Annotated in this window: 14 protein-coding genes and 1 pseudogene; 9 read left to right on the forward strand and 6 right to left on the reverse strand. The window is 72.6% G+C overall.

Going from position 1 to position 21,851, the window contains the following annotated elements:
- The first annotated feature begins 263 nt into the window (after positions 1 to 263).
- The 3 genes from DN051_RS22975 (at position 264) to DN051_RS22985 (ending at position 5,073) form a co-directional block, all read left to right on the forward strand.
- Entirely contained in the window at positions 264 to 1,307 is a 1,044-nt protein-coding gene (locus DN051_RS22975) for an SMI1/KNR4 family protein (protein ID WP_053761025.1), read from the forward strand.
- Positions 1,308 to 1,314: 7 nt separating this feature from the next.
- On the forward strand, positions 1,315 to 3,954 hold the full coding sequence (locus DN051_RS22980) for an SUKH-4 family immunity protein (RefSeq protein WP_112439404.1): 2,640 nt from the start codon (positions 1,315 to 1,317) through the stop codon (positions 3,952 to 3,954).
- 228 nt (positions 3,955 to 4,182) lie between these two features.
- Positions 4,183 to 5,073, forward strand: a complete 891-nt coding sequence (locus tag DN051_RS22985) for a cellulose-binding protein (protein ID WP_112439405.1) — start codon at positions 4,183 to 4,185, stop codon at positions 5,071 to 5,073.
- Positions 5,074 to 5,091: 18 nt separating this feature from the next.
- On the opposite strand, the gene DN051_RS22990 is transcribed toward DN051_RS22985, so the two are convergent.
- The 3 genes and pseudogenes from DN051_RS22990 to DN051_RS23000 form a co-directional block, all read right to left on the reverse strand.
- Positions 5,092 to 6,702, reverse strand: a complete 1,611-nt coding sequence (locus tag DN051_RS22990; RefSeq protein ID WP_053761028.1) for a sodium/solute symporter — start codon at positions 6,700 to 6,702, stop codon at positions 5,092 to 5,094.
- Positions 6,699 to 7,139, reverse strand: a pseudogene (locus tag DN051_RS46595) (DUF485 domain-containing protein); the annotation flags it as partial. The pseudogene DN051_RS46595 and the gene DN051_RS22990, both read right to left, overlap by 4 nt.
- Positions 7,140 to 7,677: 538 nt before the next feature.
- Entirely contained in the window at positions 7,678 to 9,168 is a 1,491-nt protein-coding gene (locus DN051_RS23000; protein ID WP_112439407.1) for an MFS transporter, read from the reverse strand.
- Positions 9,169 to 9,579: 411 nt separating this feature from the next.
- Between DN051_RS23000 and DN051_RS23005 the strand changes: the two genes are divergently transcribed.
- The 3 genes from DN051_RS23005 to mfd all read left to right on the forward strand — a co-directional run bounded on the left by DN051_RS23005 (position 9,580) and on the right by mfd (position 16,870).
- Complete coding sequence (locus tag DN051_RS23005) at positions 9,580 to 10,368, forward strand: ABC transporter ATP-binding protein (protein WP_053764234.1); 789 nt, start codon at positions 9,580 to 9,582, stop codon at positions 10,366 to 10,368.
- Positions 10,365 to 12,944: an ABC transporter permease gene (locus DN051_RS23010; RefSeq protein ID WP_112439408.1), complete on the forward strand. Its 2,580-nt coding sequence runs from the start codon at positions 10,365 to 10,367 to the stop codon at positions 12,942 to 12,944. The genes DN051_RS23005 and DN051_RS23010 overlap by 4 nt, the downstream gene beginning before the upstream one ends.
- 392 nt (positions 12,945 to 13,336) lie before the next feature.
- Complete coding sequence (mfd, locus tag DN051_RS23015) at positions 13,337 to 16,870, forward strand: transcription-repair coupling factor (RefSeq protein WP_112439409.1); 3,534 nt, start codon at positions 13,337 to 13,339, stop codon at positions 16,868 to 16,870.
- Between the two features lie 29 nt (positions 16,871 to 16,899).
- On the opposite strand, the gene DN051_RS23020 is transcribed toward mfd, so the two are convergent.
- Entirely contained in the window at positions 16,900 to 17,496 is a 597-nt protein-coding gene (locus tag DN051_RS23020) for a TetR/AcrR family transcriptional regulator (RefSeq protein WP_053764237.1), read from the reverse strand.
- A 102-nt stretch (positions 17,497 to 17,598) separates the two neighbouring features.
- Between DN051_RS23020 and DN051_RS23025 the strand changes: the two genes are divergently transcribed.
- On the forward strand, positions 17,599 to 18,564 hold the full coding sequence (locus DN051_RS23025) for an SCO6745 family protein (RefSeq protein ID WP_246040654.1): 966 nt from the start codon (positions 17,599 to 17,601) through the stop codon (positions 18,562 to 18,564).
- 140 nt (positions 18,565 to 18,704) lie between these two features.
- On the opposite strand, the gene DN051_RS23030 is transcribed toward DN051_RS23025, so the two are convergent.
- Positions 18,705 to 18,887 carry an antitoxin gene (locus DN051_RS23030; protein ID WP_053764238.1) on the reverse strand — a complete coding sequence of 61 codons (183 nt, stop codon included), beginning with the start codon at positions 18,885 to 18,887 and terminating at the stop codon, positions 18,705 to 18,707.
- A 159-nt stretch (positions 18,888 to 19,046) separates the two neighbouring features.
- Here DN051_RS23030 and DN051_RS23035 point away from each other — a divergent pair, with 159 nt between their 5' ends.
- Both DN051_RS23035 and DN051_RS23040 read left to right on the forward strand, forming a co-directional pair.
- Positions 19,047 to 19,754 (forward strand): HNH endonuclease family protein, encoded by a 708-nt coding sequence (locus DN051_RS23035; RefSeq protein WP_425471788.1) that lies wholly within the window; start codon positions 19,047 to 19,049, stop codon positions 19,752 to 19,754.
- A 163-nt stretch (positions 19,755 to 19,917) separates the two neighbouring features.
- Positions 19,918 to 20,661 carry an N-acetyltransferase gene (locus tag DN051_RS23040; RefSeq protein ID WP_112439411.1) on the forward strand — a complete coding sequence of 248 codons (744 nt, stop codon included), beginning with the start codon at positions 19,918 to 19,920 and terminating at the stop codon, positions 20,659 to 20,661.
- A gap of 97 nt (positions 20,662 to 20,758) precedes the next feature.
- Here the strand turns inward: DN051_RS23040 and DN051_RS23045 are convergent, their stop codons facing one another.
- On the reverse strand, positions 20,759 to 21,523 hold the full coding sequence (locus tag DN051_RS23045) for a hypothetical protein (RefSeq protein WP_112439412.1): 765 nt from the start codon (positions 21,521 to 21,523) through the stop codon (positions 20,759 to 20,761).
- Positions 21,524 to 21,851: the final 328 nt, after the last annotated feature.

Below are 21,851 nucleotides of genomic sequence, written 5' to 3' on the forward strand. Positions count from 1 at the left end.
ATGCCGTGGCTGGTGCGGAAGCTGGGGCGCCGCGACACGCCCGGGTTTGGGCAGGCTGTCACGATGGGGTGACGGCTGGTCACGGTGGGCGGAGGCCGGGTTTCCGCGGCTGTGACCGGCGCCGGTGACCGGTTTCGCCGTACCGCATAGGCTGTCGGCACCGCGATGCGTGCGGTCAACGCGTTGGAGACAGTCGATACGGGGCGTAGTGGGCCGAAGGGTTCGCTGCGGGCCGTACCAGAGTGCCGCAGGGGGCAACCGCCATGACGACAGGTCGGCTCGGGCTGGGGGCGCCTCCCGGCCGCCAGGCCGGGGGACAAGCCGTGCCGCCGAACGCGGCCTACGCCGGGCAGGTCGTGCATTTCCCGGATCCGGTCCGGGCGACCCGTCATCCGAGAGGGGTGCGGGTGGACGAGTACGGCTACCCCGACTTCTCGCCCTACGCGCGTGCCGCCGCGGAGATCGCGGAGCCGCCGGAGGGTTTCGGTGTGGACGAGTTGCGGTTGACGGACTACGTGTCGGCGAACGCGGCGCTGGCGGCGACCGGTCATGAGTTGTGGGACACGGTGCCGTCGGTGGCGACGCCGCACGGCTGGACGTGGCATCACGTGGTGGGTACGCGCCGGCTGGAGCTGGTGCCGGTCGAGGTGAAGGCGCTGCTGCGGCATCACGGCGGTATCGCGACGTCGGCGGTGGACCAGGGCAAGCGGGGTACGCGGCCGTTGCAGGAGACGCGGCCGGCGCACATAGGGCTGCCGAAGTCGGGTGTGGCGGTGAGCGAGTCGCAGGTGCTGGGGGTCGAGGAGGACCTGGGGTACCGGCTGCCGGGGGCCTATCGGTCGTTCCTGAAGGCGGCGGGCGGGTGCGCGCCGGTGGGTACCGCGCTGGACGCGGAGTTGGGGCTGCTGATCGATCAGCCGTTCTTCACGGTGCGCGACGAGGCGGCGGTCAACGACCTCGTGTACGTGAACAAGTGTCTGCGCGACCATCTGACCAAGGACTATCTGGGTGTCGGGTTCGTGCAGGGTGGTCTGCTGGCCGTGAAGGCCAAGGGTGAGCGGATCGGTTCGGTGTGGTTCTTGGCGTACGACGACGCGCGTGACGTGGATCCCTCGATGCCGCCGGCGGAGCGTGTGGAGCGTCTGCTGCTGCCGTGCGGTGAGGACTTCGATGTGTTCCTGTCGCGACTCGCGGGGTCTCCGCCGGAGTTGGAGACCGTGGCGGGTCTGATGGTGGACGGTGGGTTCGCGCACGCGGTCGATGTGTCCTCGTCTGCTTCCGCTTCCGTCCCGTCCGTGGGGGAGTGAGCTGACGATGGTGACGTTCGCGCAGGCGCAGGAGCGCGCGGAAGAGTGGATCAACGGGGACGTGCCGTCGTACCAGCATCGTGAGGTGCGGGTGCGGGAGTTCGACCTGGGGTTCGTGGTGTGGGCCGAGGACCGTGCGGACGGGCCGCGTTCGGACGGGGGCGCGCAGCGGCTGGTGATCGCGCGGGACAGCGGTGAGGCCACGTTGTGGCCGTCGCTGCCGGTGGGTGAGGTGATCCGCCGGTACGAGGAGGAGTACGGCGGGCACGGGGAGGCTGCCGCGGACGCGGCGCCGGCCGCTCCGGCGCGGGTCGATCTGAACCAGACGTCGTTCCTTTTGACTCCGCCGGAGTGGTTGCAGGAGGCGGCGGACCGGCTGGGCATCCCGGACCGGCGGACGCCGGACGAGACCGGTGCCGGTGCGGGTGGCGCCGCGGCTCCCGGTGGCGCGGGCGGGCCCGGTACGGCCGTACCCGGCGGGCCCGGTACGGCCGGAGGTGCCACGGCGTGGCCCGCCGCGGCGTCCGATGGCGGTGCGGGGGACGCGTCCGGTGCGCCGGTCGCGCCCGCGGGGGCGACTCCGTGGGCCGGTACGGACACCAACGCGGACGTCGGTGAGGACCGTTCCGTGCCGTTGCCGGTGACGGTGTTCGCGCCGTCGCTGAGCGAGTCGGACGACGAGACGCCGCCGGAGGCGAGGACGGCGATGATGTCCGGCGGCAGCCAGCTGCCGCCGACGGCGGTCTCGCCGGTGCTCGACGGCACCCGGGGTGCGGGTGCCGTGCCCGGGGGTGCTCCGCAGGGCGGTACGCCCGCGCCGGGCACGTCGGCCGCGCAGACGTACGGGTACCCGCAGGGTCCGGGGCCGGCCACGCCGCCTGCGCGGGTGCCGGGTCCCGCCACGCCGCCGCCCGGGCCGGGCACGCCCCCGCCCGGAAGTCAGGGGTACGCGGGTGCGCAGGCGCCGGCCGCTGCGGGCGGGTCCGCCGGGCAGCCGGTCGCGTCGCACGCCGGGGACATCGCCGACGCCGCGACGAGCAAGGCGGCGCCTCCGCCGCGCCGGGGCCGGGGCGCGACGCCGCCTCCTCCGCCGGGCGCGCCGGGGACTCCGGGTGCGCGGCCCGGGAGCACACCACCGCCGCCGAGCGCACCGGGTGCGCCGGCGGGCGGCTACGTACCGACGCAGCTCGTGTCGGCGCTCGGGCCCGACGGCCCCCAGGTGCCGGGCGGTCCGGGTGCGCCGCAGACGCCGGGTGCCCCGAATCCGCCGGGGGCTCCGCAGCCGCCCGGCGCTCCGGGCGGTACGCCGCCCGGCGGTGTCCACCACGCCGCCACGATGCTGGCCGACCCGTCGCAGGGCGGGGGCGTGCCCAGGACACCGGGTGCCCCGGGTGCGCCCGGTGCCCCGCAGCCGCCCGGTGCGCCGGCGGCTCAGGGTTCGTCCGGTGGTGCGGGAGGTGCCGTGCACCATGCGGAGACCGTTTTGTCGGCGCCCTCGTTGGGCGGCCCCGGTGTGCCCCCGCCGCCGCAGGCTCCGGGCGTGCCCGGGGCTCCGGGTGCGGCCGGGATGCCTCCGGCCGCCCCGCAGCCGATGCCGCCGGGCGCGGTTCCGCCGGGTGCGCACGTGCCCGGCCGGCAGCCGCCGGCGTACGGCTACCCGCAGCAGGGCGGGCAGCCGACGGTGGGCCCCGGTTATCAGGCCGTGCTGCGCTACCGGGCGCAGGACGGGTCGGAGCAGCAGCTGATCCGGCGTTCGGCGCCGGGTACGCCGCACCCCGAGTGGCAGATCTTCCACGAGCTGCGGGCGATGAACGTGCCGCCGGATCAGGTGCTGGAGCTGCACACGGAGTTGGAGTCGTGCGAGCTGCCGGGCGCGTACTGCGCGCGGATGATCCGGGAGCAGTGGCCGCAGGCGCGGATCACGAGCATCGCGCCGTACGGGACGGATCACGCGAGCCGGCAGCAGGGCATGGGGCAGTTGCTGGCGCATCAGGGTGAGCTGCATCAGGTGGCGGACGGTCCCGCGCGTCCGGCGCCGGTGCGTGCGCCGTTGCCGCCGGTGCAGGCGGCGCCGCCGATTCCGGCGGAGGGTGTGGCGCAGGAGCTGGCGGGCGCGTTCGGGCCGGGCGTGTTCCGGTTCGAGCAGGCGGCGGTGTCCCGGCAGGGGGTGCCGCCGGTCGTGGCGCACACGCTGGTGGTGGCCGGGCTGCCGCTGGACATGGGGCCGTTCTTCTGGGCGCAGGCCCAGCCGGGGCGGCCGGTGCCGACGCTGGCGGAGCTGGCCGCCGAGCGCGGGGTGCAGCCGGGTGCGGACGCGGCCTCGTACCTCGTGATGGGCAGTGACTTCGGCAAGGCGATCTGTGTGCAGTACGGCACGGCGAACATCGTGGCCGTGCCGGTGGAGGGCGGGCCGGGCGGTGCGCCGGTGCCGCCGCAGTTCGTCAACACCGGTCTGCCGGAGTTCGTGCGCTGTCTCGCGCTGCTCGGGCGGATGTGGCGGCTGCGGTTCGGGCTGAACCAGGAGCAGGCCGGTCGGTGGACGGTGGACTTCCAGGCCCAGTTGGCGTCACTGGATCCGGCGGCGCTCGGTTCGCCGGAGAGCTGGTGGTCGGTGCTGCTGGAGCAGATGTGGGACGGACTGCTGTGATCCGCGGTTGACGGGACGCGGCGGTTCCCGTTGTCGGGCCGCTGTCAACTCCGCTGTCCGGGCGATGTGATTCCCGGCTGACGGGACGTGAGAAGGGGCCGGACCCGGTCGTGCGACCGGGTCCGGCCCCTTCTGCGTGTCACCCATCGGCGGAGTGTCGCATTATGAACACTTAAGCCTGATACCGCACTATGTGCGCTAAGTGGATGTCGTTCGAGGGGTTCCGGTATGAACAGCGCATCGGTGTCGCCGCATGGCTTCCTCCCCGTCCGGGGACGCGGCTACCGCCCCGAACAGGCCGACGCGTACACCGCCGCCCTCTTCGACGACCGTGACGCCGCCTGGGAGCGCGCCGCCCGCCTCACCGTGCTCGCCAGGGAGATGGCGGCGGAGGCGGAGCAGTGGCGCCGGACGGTCGAGGAACTGCCGCCGCAGACCTACGAGGCGCTCGGCGAGGGCGCGCGCCATCTGTTCGCGACGGTGCAGGAGGAAGCGGAGGCGGTCCGCGAGCGGGCCCGGAACGCGGCGCGGGAGTGCGCCGAGCAGGCCGAGGCGTACGCCGCCGGTCTGCGCGAGGCGGCGCGGGCACACGCCGACTCGCTGCGGACGGGTGCCGAGGAGTACGCCGGTGACCGGCTGCTCGCGGCGCGCGCGGTGGCGGACCAGGTCCGGATCGCCGCCCGCCGTGATGTGAAGGAGTGCCGGGCGGAGACGCTGGCGGTGCTGCGGGGGGCGCGGCAGCGTGCCGACGCGATGCTGGCCGAGCTGGACCGGGAGCACACCGGGCGGTGGACGGCGCTGGAGCGCGAGACCGGGGACGCCGCGGCCGCGCTGGACGCGCATCTGGCGGAGCGGGTGGCCCGCGCGGAGGCGGCGCTCGCGGAGGCCGAGCGGGACGTGGCCAAGGCCGAGGAGTCCGGCCGGCGCTGGCAGGAGGAGGCCCGCGCGCGGGGCGCCGAGATCATCGCCGACGCGCGGATCGAGGAGGAACGCGTCTCCCGGGAGACCGAGCGGGTGCTGCGCGAGCACGGTGAGCGGTGGGACACCGTGCAGGCGCAGATGGACGACGTGCGCAACAGCCTGGCCGCGCTCACGGGGGGCCGTGCGCCGGTGGAGTGACCGTGCGGCTGGTCGGCGTCACTCCTTGCGGCGTACCGCGCCGGCCAGGATCCACCCCTCCACCGCCTCGTACTGCCGGCGCTGTTCGTCCGCCTTCTTCCGGCCGGAGGCCAGGGTCCCCAGCCAGCCGCAGGCGAAGCCGACCGGGATGGACACCAGCGCGGTGGTGCTGAAGGGGAAGTAGTTGAAGTCGGCCTCGGGGAAGGCGGAGAAGGGGGAGCCCGAGACGAGGTTGGTGCCGGGCATCAGCAGGAGCACCGACAGGGAGCCGCCGATGAGGGTGCCCATCAGGCCCGTTCGGGTGTAGCGGCGCCAGAAGAGGCTGTAGACGAGGGCGGGGGCGAGGGCGGAGGCGCCCATGGTGAAGGACATCGACACCAGGGGGTGCAGGCTGCGGTGCTGCGCCATCGTGGCCAGCAGTACGGCGGGCGCGCCGACGGCGAGGGCGGAGACCCGGGCGAGGGTCATCTCGCGGCGTGCCGACATCTCCTGGACGCGGCTGGCGAAGACGTCGTGGGCCAGGGAGTTTGCGCAGGCGAGGATCATCCCGGCGACCGACGCGAGCACCGTCAGGAACACCGCCGTGGTGACCGTGGTGAACAGGAACGTCTCGGCCGTGGTGATGTCGGGTCCGAACGCCGCCTGGGAGCCCAGCAGATACGCGGAGTTGCCCTGCGGGTCGGCTGTCGCGATGGCCTCGCGGCCGATGAGCGCGGTCGCGCCGATGCCGACGGTCGTGGTGATCAGGACGAAGAAGACGACGCTGGACACCGCCCAGGACATCGAACGGCGGACCTGGCGCGCGCTGGAGGCGGTGTACATGCGCATGGTGACGTGCGGCAGGCAGGCACCGCCGAGGACGACGGCCAGCTCGCCGCTGATCATGTCGAGGCGGGGGAACGGGCCGCCCGCGAACTGCAGTCCGGAGCTGAGGAAGGCCGACCCGACGCCGCTGCGCTCGGCGGCCTGGTCGAACAGCGCGGCGGGATTCCAGTCGAACCTGTTCAGGACGAACCCGGCCACGACCACGCCGGAGCCGAGCAGCATCACCATCTTCAGGATCTGGATCAGGGCGGTGCCCTTCATCCCGCCGATCGCCGCGTAGCTGATCATCAGCGCGCCCAGTCCGATGATGCAGCCCGTCTTCAGTTCGGCGCCGGAGAAGCCCAGCAGGAACGCGACCAGTTGTCCGGTGCCCGCGAGCTGCACGATCATCAGCGGCAACAGCGCGGCCAGTGTCACCAGGCAGGAGGTCACCCGCACGGCCCGCCCCGGCATACGGCGGGCGAGGACGTCGCCCATCGTGAACCGGCCTGCGTTGCGCAGGGGCTCCGCCAGCAGGAACATCAGCAGCATCAGGGACAGTGCCGTGCTCAGGGCGAGGACGATCCCGTCGTAGCCGTACAGCGCGACCACCCCGCAGGTGCCCAGCACGGTGGCGGCGGAGATGTAGTCCCCCGCGATCGCGAGGCCGTTGCGCATCGGGGACAGGGAGCCGTAGCCGGTGTAGAACTCGTCGAGGTCGTCCCGGTCGGGGCCGGTCATCACGCACAGCAGCAGGGTGATGGTGACCACGGCGGTGAAGGCGACGAGGGTCATCGTCTCCGACGAATCGCTGAAGCCGGTCATCGCGCGGCCCCCCTCTTGGCGTCCAGTCGGGCCTGCAGGCGGATGCGGTCGGCGAGCGGGTCGACGCGGCGGCGCGCGGTGCATTCGTACAGCCCGATCGCCAGCCAGGTGACGGGCAGTTGGGCCAGCGCGAGCAGCACGCCGACGGGCAGGCCGCCGAGGCCGTCGCCGGTCATGAACCCCGGGGCGAACGCGGACAGGATCAGGAACAGCACGAAGTAGCCGAGTGCGGTGAGCGTGGCCACCCGGCGCTGCCGGCGGTAGGCGCTGCGCAGGATCCGCAGGTCGCTGTGGTGCCCCAGCGGGGCGTGGATGGGCCTGCGCCGGTGCACCGGTTCGGGCGGCGCGGCGGGTTGCCACGGGTAGGTCGGAGCGGGCTGCGACGGCCGCTGCGGCGGATACGGCGAGGAGGTCGGCGGCGGGTACGGCGAGGCGGAGCGGGGTGGACGGGGCGAGGGGGACGGGGGCGGATGCGGCGGGGCGGACTGGGGTCGATACGGGGGTGAGGGGGGACGGGGCGGTGCCGGCGGGTTCGCCGGGTACGGCGCGTTCGGCGCGTTCGGTGGACAGGAGGGATGGGATGGATACGACGGGTTCGGCGGAGGGGACGGACGGGACGGATGCGACGGGTTCGGCTGGTGGGGCGGGTTCGACGGGTACGACGGGGACGATCGGTACGGGTCGGACTGCATTCCCGTTGCTCCTTGCGCGGCTCGGGTCCGTGGCGGCGGACCGCAGGGAGTGGGGGGTGTGCGGGCCACGCACGCTACTCGTGGGTTCGAGGGCTCGTGGGGTTTTCCCCAAACTGAGTGGTCGGTATGCGCTTACTTCGGCGACCTGCGGTGTTACCCGCGTTAACTCAGACTTATGCCGTCCGCAGGCCCGTTCGGACGCCCGCCCGCACACGTGGCGGCCCCTTCCCCCGCCCCCGTGTCAGGAGAAAGGGGAACGCGTCCGTCCTCCTTCGGCCGCCGTTCAGTCCTTCAGCACCGGGAACCGCCGCGGCGCGAGCACCAGCAGCACCAGGAACGCGAGTGCCGCCGCGCACGCCGCGCCCAGATACACCGCGTGCACCGCGTCCGCGACGGCCCGACGGGTCGCCTCGGACGCGGCGCCCGTGCCGATGCCGTGCGCGATGGCGTCGAGGCTGCCGCTGCCGAGGCGCCCGGCGAGCACACCGTTGGCGACGGCGCCGAACAGGGCCGCGCCGAGGGTCTGGCCGATCTGACGGCAGAACAGGATGGACGCGGTCGCGGTGCCGCGTTCGTCCCAGTCGACGGTGGACTGGACACCCACGATCAGCGGCAACTGGAACAGGCCGAGCGCGCCGCCGAGCAGCAGCATCAGGAGAGCGGGCTGCCAGGCCTGGCCGGGATACGGCAGGAACGGGAAGGCCAGCAGGATCAGGGTTGCCGTGCCGATGCCGAGCATCGCCGTGTTGCGGAAGCCGATCCTGCGGTAGACGTGCTGGCTCAGGGCGGCCGAGACGGGCCAGCTGAGCGTCCACACGGACAGCACGAACCCGGCCGCCACCGCGCCCAGGCCCAGCACCGACTGCGCGTACGTCGGCAGGAACACGGTCGGCGCCACCATCAGCAGGCCCAGCGCGCCGAGCGCGAGATTGACCGCGGCGATCGTCCGTCGGCGCCACACCCAGCCCGGGATGATCGGCTCCGCCGACCGGCGCTCCACCACCACGACGAGCGCGACCAGTACGAGTCCCGTGCCGAACAGCGCGATCGACGGCGGCGACAGCCAGGGCCAGGCCACCCCGCCCTGCACCAGAGCGGTCAGCAGCACCCCGCCGCACGCGAACGCCGCGAGGGCGCCCGCCCAGTCCACCCGCGCGCGTGCGCCGGCGGCCCGGGCCGGTTCGTGCAGATGACGGACGATCAGCCAGAGAGCGAGCCCGCCGACCGGCAGGTTCAGCAGGAAGATCCAGCGCCAGTCGGCGTAGGCGGCGAGGAGGCCGCCCACCGCCGGGCCGGCGACCGCGGACAGCGCCCACACGGTGGAGAGCTTGGCCTGGATCTTCGGGCGTTCCTCGAGCGGGTACAGATCGGCGGCGAGTGTCTGGACCGTCCCCTGCAGGGCCCCGCCGCCCAGGCCCTGGACGATGCGGAAGGCGATCAGCGCCCACATGTTCCAGGCCAGGGCGCACAGCAGCGAGCCGAGCAGGAACAGGCTCGCGCCGACCACGAGGACCGGTTTGCGGCCGAAGGTGTCGGAGAGCCTGCCGTAGACCGGCAGGGTGACGGTGACCGCCAGCAGGTAGCCGGAGAACAGCCAGGAGAAGACGGAGAAGCCGCCGAGGTCGCCGACGATCTGGGGGACGGCCGTGGAGACCACGGTCGAGTCGAGCGCCGCCAGGGCCATCGACAGCATCAGCGCGGCGACGACGGCTCCGCGCCGGGGTGCTCCCGTGCCTTCCGACGTGCCGCGTATCGCGGGTCTGGTGCCGCTCACGCAGATTCCTTCCCCTTGCACCTATCTGCCGTCCGACAGCTTCCCACTTGACCCTGACGCGGCGGGAGGGTGGAGGCTGAGCGGGCCGAAGGGGGGAGGCGACCCTGAGAAGACCTCCTCCCGGCGGCCGACTCCCCCTAGGGGTGTCTCCGCTCCAGGGCTCGGGGCGGGTTCGTACCGGCGGAGGACGAGCCCTGTCCCGGTCGTCCTTAACCTGGCTTTATGCCGCCGGGGGCGTCGCCGAGGTCATCGGCGAGGGCGGCGCACCGCACCTTCGGGGGTGGGGTTTTCCCCCGTGCAAGACGGGGCTGAACACCATCGAACCGCGGCCCCGCCGCCGCGAGACTCTTCGACGTACCACTTCGCACAACCGCGAACGAACCCACCGCTGACTTACATAGGAGACATACCGTGACATCGGCTGTGACCATTCCCAGGCACGGGGGCACTGGAGGGCGTACGGCCGTTGCCGCGCGGGCGCGGCAGGTCGTCAAGGCCTACGGGGCCGGGGAGACCCGCGTCGTCGCCCTCGACCACGTCGACGTGGACATCGCCCGCGGCCAGTTCACCGCGATCATGGGCCCCTCGGGGTCCGGCAAGTCCACCCTGATGCACTGCCTGGCGGGGCTCGACACCGTCACCGGCGGCCAGATCTACCTCGACGAGACCGAGATCACCGGCCTGAAGGACAAGAAGCTCACCCGACTGCGCCGGGACCGGATCGGGTTCATCTTCCAGGCGTTCAACCTCCTGCCGACGCTCAACGCGATCGAGAACATCACCCTGCCCATGGACATCGCCGGCCGGAAGCCCGACAAGGAGTGGCTCCAGCGGGTGGTGGAGACCGTGGGGCTCGCCGACCGGCTCAAGCACCGGCCCGCCCAGCTGTCCGGCGGACAGCAGCAGCGCGTCGCCGTGGCCCGGGCGCTGGCCGCCCGGCCCGAGATCATCTTCGGTGACGAGCCGACCGGAAACCTCGACTCCCGGGCGGGCGCCGAGGTGCTGGGATTCCTGCGCCGGTCCGTGGACGAGCTGGGCCAGACGATCGTGATGGTCACCCACGACCCGGTGGCCGCCTCGTACGCCGACCGCGTGCTCTACCTCGCCGACGGGCGGATCGTCGACGAGATGCTCCGGCCGACGGCCGACACCGTCCTCGACCGCATGAAGGACTTCGACGCCCGGGGGCGCACGTCATGACCGTCCTCAGGACCTCGATGCGCAACTTCTTCGCGCACAAGGGGCGCATGGCGCTCTCGGCGGTGGCGGTGCTGCTGTCGGTGGCGTTCGTGTGCGGCACGCTCGTGTTCACCGACACGATGAACACGACGTTCGACAAGCTGTTCGCGGCCACCGCCTCCGATGTCACGGTCAGCCCGAAGGGCGCCTCCGACACCGGTGAGACCACCGCCGACAACGGCAAACCGCCGGTGATGCCGGCCTCCGTCGTCGACGACGTCCGGAAGGCCGACGGCGTGAAGTCGGCGGAGGGGACCGTCTTCTCCACCTCGGTCACCGTCGTCGACGCCGACAAGGACAGCCTCTCCCCGTCCGGCGGCGGACCCACCATCGTCGGCAACTGGAACGCCAACGACGCCCGCACCATGAAGATCGCCTCGGGCTCCGCGCCCGAGGGCGCCGACCAGGTGATGGTCGACGCGGACACCGCCGGCAAGCACGACCTGGCGCTCGGCGACCGGATCGGCGTCATCACCGCGGTCGGCACCCACCGGGCGAAGATCTCCGGCATCGTCGACTTCACCGTCACCAACCCCGGCGCCGCGATCTTCTACCTGGACACACCGACCGCGCAGCGCGCCCTCGTCGGCGAGACCGGCGTCTTCACCAACGTCAACGTCACCGCCGCGTCCGGCTTCAGCGACGCGGCGCTGAAGAAGAGCGTCGCCACCGCGCTCGACGGCGGCTTCCAGGTGCAGACCGCCAAGGAGGTCGCCGACGCCAACGCCGAGGACGTCCAGGAGTTCATGGGCGTCATCAAGTACGCGATGCTCGGCTTCGCCGGGATCGCCTTCCTGGTCGGCGTCTTCCTGATCATCAACACCTTCTCGATGCTGGTCGCGCAGCGCACCCGCGAGATCGGCCTGATGCGGGCCATCGGGTCGAGCCGCCGGCAGGTCAACCGCTCCGTGCTGGTCGAAGCGCTGCTGCTCGGTCTCGTCGGCTCCGTCCTCGGCGTCGGCGCGGGCGTCGGACTGGCCGTCGGACTGATGAAGCTCATGGGCGCCATGGGCATGAACCTCTCCACCGACGACCTCACCGTCGCCTGGAGCACCCCGGTGGTCGGACTGGCCCTCGGTGTCGTCGTCACCGTCCTCGCCGCCTACCTCCCGGCCCGCCGGGCCGGCAAGGTCTCGCCGATGGCCGCCCTGCGCGACGCGGGCGCCCCGGCCGGCGCCCGGGCCGGCGTCGTACGGGCCGTGCTGGGCCTGCTGCTGACCGGCGCGGGCGGACTCGCCCTGTACCTGGCCACCGCCGCCGCCAAGGCGAGCGAGGGCGGGCTGTGGCTGGCCGCGGGCGTCGTCCTGTCGCTGATCGGCTTCGTCGTCGTCGGACCGCTGCTGGCCGGCGGGGTCGTGCGGGTGCTCAGCGCCGTACTGCTGCGGGTCTTCGGCCCCGTCGGCCGGATGGCCGAGCGCAACGCGCTGCGCAATCCGCGCCGCACCGGCGCCACCGGTGCCGCCCTGATGATCGGACTGGCCCTCGTCGCCTGTCTGTCGGTGGTCGGCTCGTCGATGGTCGCCTCGGCGACGGAGGAACTCGACAAGAGCGTCGGTACGGACTTCATCGTCCAGTCCGACACCGGGCAGCTGATCACGCCGCAGGCCGTCGACGCGGTGAAGGCGGCCGACGGGGTGGAGCGGGTCACCGAGTACAAGTGGTCCAAGGCCGACTTCGAGACCCCCGACGGCAAGACGTCCAAGGACACGGCGATCACCGCCGCCGACCCGACGTACGCCCAGGACCTGCGGGTCGAGACTGTCGCCGGCGACCTCGCCGACGCCTACCGCCCCGACTCGATGTCCGTGCACGAGGAGTTCGCCGAGGACCACGGCATCCGCCTCGGCTCACAGATCGCCGTCGACTTCGCGGACGGCGCCACGGCGCGGCTGACGGTCCGCGCGATCACCAGCAGCGACGCGGTCATCGACCAGGGCGCGATGTACACGTCGATCGACACCCTCGCCACCTACGTGCCGGCCGACCGCATCCCGCTCGACATGCTGGTCTTCGCCTCGGCGAAGGACGGCCAGGAGGCGACCGCCTACCAGTCGCTGAAGAAGGCCCTGGACGACTACCCGCAGTACACCGTCCGCGACCAGACCGACTACAAGGAGGCCCTGAAGGACCAGATCGGCCAGCTCCTGAACATGATCTACGGCCTGCTGGCCCTGGCGATCATCGTGGCCGTCCTCGGCGTGGTGAACACCCTGGCCCTGTCGGTGGTGGAGCGGACCCGGGAGATCGGCCTGATGCGGGCGATCGGCCTCTCGCGCCGGCAGCTGCGCCGCATGATCCGCCTGGAGTCGGTCGTGATCGCCCTCTTCGGCGCCCTGCTGGGCCTCGGGCTCGGCATGGGCTGGGGCGCCACCGCGCAGCAGCTGCTCGCACTGGAGGGACTGACCGTCCTGGAGATCCCCTGGGCGACCATCGGCGGCGTGTTCATCGGCTCGGCCTTCGTCGGCCTGTTCGCCGCGCTGGTCCCGGCCTTCCGGGCGGGCCGTATGAACGTCCTGAACGCGATCGCGACGGAGTAGCCGCTCGCCTCGGCCACCGCACACGGGGGTCGCGGGGGAGGGGCCCGGTGCCGGGGAGTCCTGCGGGACCTCACGGCACCGGGCCCTCGCCGTGTGCGCGGGGCCCGGTGGGGGCGCGGGAGCGGACGACGCGCGCGTGGGGCTTCGCCGGGTCCGCGGGGGCACGGTGCGGGTGCGGGGCCGCGGCCCTTCCACGCGGGCACGGTGAGGTTCGCGGGGACGCGGACGGCACCGGGTGACCGGCCGCCGGCCGGCCCCCCGGCCTCACTCTCCCGGGTGATCGGCACGGCGGCGACGTACCCTGGAGACCCCCGGCCCGCCACGCGTGTCGGGCGATTCGGGTTGCGCAAACCCGTGTCACCCCCCTGTCATCCAGGACGGAAAGCCTCTTCATGAGCCTGCACGGTCTGCTCGACGCCGTCGTCAAGGACACCGCACTCGCCGAAGCGATCAAGGCGTCCACCGACGGCAACCGGATGCACGTCGATCTGGTCGGCCCCCAGGCGGCGCGCCCCTTCGCCGTCGCGGCACTGGCCCGCGACAGCGGCCGCCCGGTCCTGGCGGTGACGGCCACGGGCCGCGAGGCGGAGGACCTGGCGGCCGCCCTGCGCACACTGCTGCCGCCGGACGGCGTCGTGGAGTACCCCTCGTGGGAGACGCTGCCGCACGAGCGGCTCAGCCCCCGCAGCGACACCGTGGGCAGGCGCCTCGCCGTCCTGCGCCGCCTCGTCCACCCCAGCGCCGACGACCCCGAGACCGGCCCCGTCTCCGTCGTCGTCGCGCCCGTGCGCTCCGTGCTCCAGCCGCAGGTCAAGGGCCTGGGCGAACTGGAACCGGTGGCCCTGCGAAGCGGACAGACCGCCGACCTGAACCAGATCGTGGACGCCCTGGCGGCCGCCGCGTACGCGCGCGTGGAGCTGGTCGAGAAGCGCGGCGAGTTCGCCGTGCGCGGCGGAATCCTCGATGTGTTCCCGCCCACCGAGGAACACCCCCTGCGCGTCGAGTTCTGGGGCGACGACGTCGAGGAGATCCGCTACTTCAAGGTCGCCGACCAGCGTTCCCTGGAGGTCGCCGCGCACGGCCTGTGGGCACCCCCGTGCCGGGAGCTGCTGCTCACCGACGACGTACGGTCACGCGCGCGTGCCCTCGCCGAGCAGCACCCGGAGCTCGGCGAACTGCTCGGCAAGATCGCCGAAGGCATCGCCGTGGAGGGCATGGAGTCCCTCGCGCCGGTCCTCGTCGACGACATGGAACTGCTGCTCGACGTCCTGCCGAAGGGCGCCATGGCCGTCGTCTGCGACCCGGAGCGGGTCCGCACGCGCGCCGCGGACCTCGTGGCGACCTCGCAGGAGTTCCTCCAGGCGTCCTGGGCGGCCACCGCGGGCGGCGGCGAGGCCCCCATCGACGTCGGCGCCGCCTCCCTGTGGTCCATCGCGGACGTCCGCGACCGGGCGCGCGAGCTGGACATGATGTGGTGGTCGGTGTCGCCGTTCGCCGCCGACGAGGAACTCGACGCGAGCACCCTCAAACTCGGCATGCACGCCCCGGAGACCTACCGCGGCGACACCGCCAAGGCCCTCGCCGACACCAAGGGCTGGCTCGCCGACGGCTGGCGCACCGTCTACGTCACCGAGGCCCACGGCCCCGCCGCCCGCACCGTCGAGGTGCTCGGCGGCGAGGGCATCGCGGCCCGCCTCGACACCGACCTGGGCGAGATCTCCCCGTCGGTGGTGCACGTCGCGTGCGGGTCGATCGACAACGGCTTCGTCGACCCGGCGCTGCGCCTGGCCGTGCTCACCGAGACCGACCTGTCAGGCCAGAAGGCGGCCGGCCGCGACGGCGCCCGCATGCCCGCCCGCCGCCGCAAGACCATCGACCCGCTCACCCTGGAACCGGGCGACTACATCGTCCACGAACAGCACGGCGTCGGCCGCTACATCGAGATGGTGCAGCGCACCGTCCAGGGCGCCACGCGCGAGTACCTCGTCGTGGAGTACGCCCCCGCCAAGCGCGGCCAGCCCGGCGACCGCCTCTACATCCCGACCGACCAGCTGGAGCAGATCACCAAGTACGTCGGCGGCGAGGCACCCACCCTGCACCGGCTCGGCGGCGCCGACTGGACCAAGACCAAGGCCCGCGCGAAGAAGGCCGTCAAGGAGATCGCCGCCGACCTCATCAAGCTGTACAGCGCGCGCATGGCGGCCCCCGGCCACACCTTCGGGCCCGACACGCCGTGGCAGCGCGAGCTGGAGGACGCCTTCCCCTACGCCGAGACGCCCGACCAGCTCACCACCATCGCCGAGGTCAAGGAGGACATGGAGAAGTCGGTCCCGATGGACCGCCTGATCTGCGGCGACGTCGGCTACGGCAAGACCGAGATCGCGGTGCGCGCCGCCTTCAAGGCCGTACAGGACGGCAAGCAGGTGGCGGTCCTCGTCCCGACGACCCTGCTGGTGCAGCAGCACTTCGGGACGTTCGGCGACCGGTACGCGCAGTTCCCGGTGCGGGTGAAGGCGCTGTCCCGGTTCCAGACGGACACCGAGGCGAAGGCGGTACTGGAAGGCCTGCGGGAAGGCTCCGTGGACGTCGTCATCGGCACCCACCGGCTGTTCTCCTCGGAGACGAAGTTCAAGGACCTCGGACTGGTCATCGTCGACGAGGAGCAGCGGTTCGGCGTCGAGCACAAGGAGCAGCTGAAGAAGCTGCGGGCCAACGTCGACGTGCTCACCATGTCGGCCACCCCCATCCCGCGAACCCTCGAAATGGCCGTGACCGGCATCCGCGAGATGTCCACCATCACGACCCCTCCGGAGGAGCGGCACCCGGTGCTCACCTTCGTCGGGCCGTACGAGGAGCGGCAGATCGGCGCGGCCGTCCGGCGCGAACTGCTGCGCGAGGGCCAGGTCTTCTACATCCACAACCGCGTCGAGTCCATCGACCGCGCGGCGGCCCGGCTGCGGGAGATCATCCCCGAGGCGCGGATCGCCACCGCGCACGGACAGATGTCGGAGTCGGCACTGGAGCAGGTCGTCGTCGACTTCTGGGAGAAGAAGTTCGACGTGCTGGTGTCGACGACGATCGTCGAGTCCGGCATCGACATCTCCAACGCGAACACCCTGATCGTCGAGCGCGGCGACACCTTCGGCCTGTCGCAGCTGCACCAGCTGCGCGGCCGCGTCGGCCGCGGCCGCGAACGCGGCTACGCCTACTTCCTCTACCCGCCGGAGAAGCCCCTGACCGAGACCGCGCACGAGCGGCTCGCCACCATCGCCCAGCACACCGAGATGGGCGCGGGCATGTACGTGGCGATGAAGGACCTGGAGATCCGCGGCGCGGGCAACCTGCTCGGCGGCGAGCAGTCCGGCCACATCGCGGGCGTCGGCTTCGACCTGTACGTGCGCATGGTCGGCGAGGCGGTCGCCGACTACCGGCGCCAGTTGGAGACCGGCGAGATCGAGGAGGAGCCGCCGCTCGAGGTCAAGATCGAGCTGCCCGTCGACGCGCACGTCCCCCACGACTACGCGCCCGGCGAGCGGCTGCGCCTCCAGGCGTACCGCGCCATCGCCTCCGCCAACACGGAGGAGGACGTCAAGGCCGTACGCGAGGAACTCGTCGACCGCTACGGCAAGTTGCCCGAGCCGGTGGAGAACCTGCTGCTGGTCGCGGGCCTGCGCATGCTCGCCCGCGCGTGCGACGTCGGTGAGATCGTCCTCCAGGGCAACAACATCCGCTTCGCCCCCGTGGACCTGCGCGAATCGCAGGAACTGCGGCTCAAGCGGCTGTATCCGGGCACGGTCGTCAAGCCGGCGGTCCACCAGGTGCTGGTCCCCCGCCCGAAGACCGCGAAGGTGGGCGGAAAGCCACTGGTCGGGCGCGAACTGCTCGGGTGGGTCGGCGAGTTCCTGGCGTCGGTGCTGGGTTCGTAGCGGGAGGGGCGCGCGCACCCCGGTGGGCGCTACGCGGACCGGAACAACATGGCCGCCAGCGCCCGGAACACCTCCTCGGGGTCGCGGTCGCCCACCGGCTCGTCCAGGTTGTGGCCGAGGAGCAGCGTGGCGAACCCGTGGGCGAGGGACCAGGCGGCGATACCGGCGAGGCGGGGGTCCGAGCCGCGGTTCTCGGGGGCCACGGCGGAGACCGCCTCGCGCAGGGCGGCGCCGGCCAGGGCGCGGGCCGTGGTCAGTTCGAGGTCGTCGGCGCGCAGCAGTTCCGGCGTGAACATCACCTGGAAGTGCGCCGGGTGCTCGCGGGCGAAGCGCACGTAGCGCGCACCCGCGTCCTTGAGGTCGGCCGACTCCCCGATCGCTGTCGCGAGCAGCCCGAACCCCTCGGCTGCGATGGCGGTGAGCAGGCCTGTGCGGTCCTTGAAGTGGTGGGCCGGGGCCGCGTGCGAGACGCCCGCGCGGCGGGCCAGGTCGCGCAGGCTCAGCGCGGACGGGCCGTCGGTGGCGATCGCGTCGAGCGCGGCGCCGAGGACGGCCCGGCGCAGGTCGCCGTGGTGGTACGGACGGCGTGGGCGGGGGCCGGTGTCGCCCGGCTCGGTGGACGTCATGATCAGCAGCGTACGCGCAATCTAGGCATTGACAAGTTCTTGCGTGCCGGGGCAATCTTGTCAGTGTCTAGTTGTCGCTGCGAGCGGGACGGGGGTCGTGTCATGTCGAAGTACGCCGATGAGGTCGACAGGACGGGCGAGGCGGACGGGGCGGACGGGGTGCACGAGGTGGGCGAGGTCGGTGGCGGCGGAGAAGCGGACGGCGCCGTGGATCCGGCGCGCGCCCGCCGGCTCTGGCACCTGCTGGAGCCGCTGCACGCGGTGCTGTACTACGCGCCGGAGGCGTTCGAGGAGGCCGCCGGTCTCGGCTTCTCCACCGAGGAGCGCTGGCCGAGCTACTTCCCGTACCGCGCCGCGCCCTTGGGGCCGGTGAGCGGCACGGCCGTGACCTCTGCCTTCTACAGCTTCGCCCCGGACATGGTCGACGAGCACATCGCGTCCGCCTGGCAGACCGCCGCGCCCGAGGACGTGCTGCCGGCGAGGGAGCGCGCGGTCGACCGGGCGTACCGGAAGCTGTTCGGCGACCGGGTGGACAGCCCGGCCCTGGCGGAGGCCGCCGCCCTGGCCCGGCGGGCGGCCGAGGCGGCGAACACGGCGGGCCGCCCCCTCGCCGCCGCCAACGCCGCACTGCCCTGGCCGCACGCGCCGCACCTTCAGCTGTGGCAGGCGGCCACGATCCTGCGCGAGCACCGTGGGGACGGCCATCTCGCCGCTCTGCTCGTCGCCGGCCTCGATCCGGTGGAGTCCCTCGTGTCCTTCGCCGCGATAGGCGCCGCGCCCGTCGAACGCTTCTCCAGCCGCGGCTGGAGCGAGCGCGAGTGGGCCGCCGCGCGCGAGCGCCTGACCGCCCGGGGGCTGGTCGACCGGGACGGGACGGCCACGGAGGCGGGACGCGCAGTGCGGCGGAGCGTCGAACGGCACACGGACCAACTGGCCGTCGCGCCTTGGCGGTCACTCGGCCCGCAGGCCGGCGACCGTCTCGCCGAGCTGCTCGGTGACTACTGGGTCGCGGTGATCGGCTCCGGGATCCTGCCGTCCGAGACCACGCTCGGCATCGGGAAGGTCTGAGAGCGGACATCGCTGCGGGGGGAACGGCGAAGCCGCCCGCGGTTGGTGGAGCCCGCGGACGGCTTCTGTTTCAAGGTGGCTCATGGGGCCGCTTCGGGGACGATGCCCCGGCCGGCTGGTGCACTCCGTGGTTCTGGGCGCTACGGCCGGTCGGGCCGGTCGCGGTCCATGCCGAGCTGACCCTCCGCCTTCTGCTGGGCGGAGTCGACTTGGCCCTCGTACTTGTTGCCCGTCTTCTCGTTGATCTTCCGCTCCGCGGTGTCGGACATGTCCTTGGCCCGGTCCCGCGACGCCTTGTTCTTGAACCTGTCGAAGATGCCCATCCAGAGCTCCTTCCGGAGGTGTCTCACGACCGACGATACGCCCGACTTGCGACGAATGCAGGGTTGGCCCTCTATGGTCTGGACCTCCCTACCGCTACCGTGGCACCGGGTGATCCGCCCGTACGGGCGGACACGGCAGTCAGGGGAGGGGCGCGCGTGATGCGTCTGAGGGGTGGGGCAGCGGCCGTCGCCGTGGTGCTCGCGGCGGCCGGATGCACGGAGCTGACCGAGGGCGCCGACGGCCCGCAGAACACGGCCGGTGGGGGAGCCGCCCTCGCCGCCGCACAGGCGCTGCCCGAGAAGGGACGAGCCCCGAAGACCGGCTACGACCGGGACCGGTTCGGCTCGCCCTGGGCGGACACGGACTCCAACGGCTGCGGCACCCGCGACGACATACTCGAACGGGACCTGGAAGGCGTCGAATTCCGCGACGGCGACTGCGAGGTGGTGTCCGGGACGCTGGACCCCGACCCGTACACCGGCACGGAGGTCGCCTTCGTACGCGGACGCAGCCGGGTCGACATCGACCATGTCGTCGCCCTGTCCGACGCCTGGCAGAAGGGCGCCCAGCAATGGGACCCGAGCAAGCGCACGGCCTTCGCCAACGATCCGCTCAACCTCATAGCCGTCGACGCGGGCGCCAACCGCTCCAAGGGCGACGGTGACACGGCGACCTGGCTTCCGCCGAACAAGGAGTACCGCTGCACGTACGTCGCCGCTCAGGTCGCCGTGAAGAAGAAGTACGAGCTGTGGGTGACTCCCGCCGAGAAGAACGCGATGACACGGGTCCTCTCCGGCTGCCCCGGCCAACGGCTCCCCACCGGGGGCAACCCCACGAAGGCACCGCCTCGCTTCCAGGCGGACTGAGCGGGCCTGGCGGACCGGCCGGACCGGGCAGTTCATGAAGTGGAGCGGGTGCGGTGAGGGCGGACCGGGCGGCTCACCGAGCCGAGTGCGCCGGGTGCACCGGTGGCGGTCGGGGGCTCGAAAATCCGTGTCCGGGAGGCCGGACGCCGCCTAGCGTGAGCGTATGGATGTGAAGATCTCCAGCCTCGCCGAGCGGCCGGACATGCTCGACCGGGTCGTCGGAATGGCCGACACCTGGCCGCGGTTCGTCGTCAACGACCTGGTGGGCAACGCCCACTACGGGCGGATAGCCAGGGAACTCCCGCAGTATGTGCAGTTCGCCCAGGACGAGCGCGGAGAGGTCGTCGCCCACGCCTACAGCGTTCCCTTCGCGCTCCGCACCGAGGACCGCGGCGAGCTTCCCGACCGCGGCTGGGACGAGATGCTGGTGTGGGCGTTCGCGGACCTGCGTGAAGGGGTCCGCCCCGACACGGTCAGCGCCGTCTCGGTCGTCATCGCCCCGCAGGCCCAGGGTCTCGGCCTGTCCGGGCAGATGGTCACCGCGATGCGTGACAACGCCCGCGCCCTCGGCTTCGACGAGGTCGTCGCCCCCGTCCGCCCCAGCGCCAAGCACCTCGAACCCCGTACCCCCATGGAGGAGTACGCCCACCGGGTACGCCCCGACGGACTGCCGCACGACCCCTGGCTCCGCGTCCACGCCCGGGCCGGCGCCACCGTCCACGCCGTCGCGCCGGCCTCGATGACCGTGGCCGCCGCGCTGCCCGACTGGCGCCGCTGGACCGGGCTGCCCTTCGACACCGCGGGCGACATCGAGGTGCCCGGCGCCCTGGTGCCGGTGCGGTGCGAACCGGCGCACGGGTTCGCGGTGTACGTGGAACCCAATGTCTGGATGCGGCACCGACTGTGAGCGGCAGCGTAGGTGTGCGGCACCGTCTGTGTGCGGCACGGTCTGCGAGGGGCACCGTCTGTGAGCGGCCGGGCCGCTCCCGGCGGTCGGCACGAGGTCAGCTGCCCAGTTCGTCGAGGTCCAGGATCTCGCCGTCGGGCTTCTGTGCCGGCACCGGCTCGTCGTAGTCGCTGAAGGTGAGCGTGCCCGGGTCGGCGTCGGACGTGCTGTCGACCCGCAGCAGATACGGCTCGCCCTCGGTGGCGACGTACACCGTGTACCGGTCCTTGCCCTCCTTCTCGCGCAGGACGATCGCCGGACTGCCGTCGACGGTGGTGGTCTTCCCGCGAACCGCGTCGGAGTGCACGTCCTCCGCGCCGCCGAGCATGGCGTCCAGATCGCAGAAACTCGCGATGTCCGCGGCGTCCGCGCCGGTCGCCGACGTCTTGGTCCACTTGCCGGCCAGCATGTCCACGGCCGCCTGGACGTCCGCCGCGGGCTCGCCCTTGCTCTGGGCGCGCAGGAACCCCTCGTCGTAGCGGAGGTAGACGGTGTCGCCGGTCTTGATCAGATCGGCCTTGCCGCCGTCCATGCTCATCGTGCCGGCGCACTCGTTCCGCTTGTTCAGCGCCATGTCCATGTGGATGGTGGCGTCGTCCGGGCCGTCCGGGACGTCTCCGGCCACCCGCAGCGAGGACGCGCCGGTGGTGGCCTCGAGGGCGCGGTCGGCGATCTCGCCGCCGGTCAGCCCGGCGAACGGTTCCTTCGACTTCGCGGAGCGGCTCGGTTCGCGGTCCGCCCCGTCCGATTCCGGCTGGCAGGCGGAGAGACCGACGACGGTCGACGCGGTGAGAAAGAGAGCGGCAAGTGCTGTTCGGCGCACGGGAAACTCCTCGGTGAGCGGCCACTGGGGCGCGGTGATACGTGGTGAGTGGTGTGTGGTGAGTGGCGCGTATGTGCTGGGTGGCGCTGCGTGCCGGCAGCGCGCTGCCTGTGAGGCGCGTCGCGTGGTGAGCGCGCTGTTTGCCGAGCGCCGAGCGGTGGGTGCGCTGCGGAGGTGTCGGAGGCGGACGCCGCCGGGGTGAGGGTGATGGGCGTGGGCTCGCGGGGCGGGCCCGGGCGGGGCGGCGGGCGGGTGCCGGGTGCCTGGGCCGCGCCTGTCGGCCCGCCCGGTCTACGCCCGGGGAGCAAGGCCGCGCTCTCGGCCCGTC

Source organism: Streptomyces cadmiisoli, from assembly GCF_003261055.1.
Taxonomy (GTDB): Bacteria; Actinomycetota; Actinomycetes; order Streptomycetales; family Streptomycetaceae; genus Streptomyces; species Streptomyces cadmiisoli.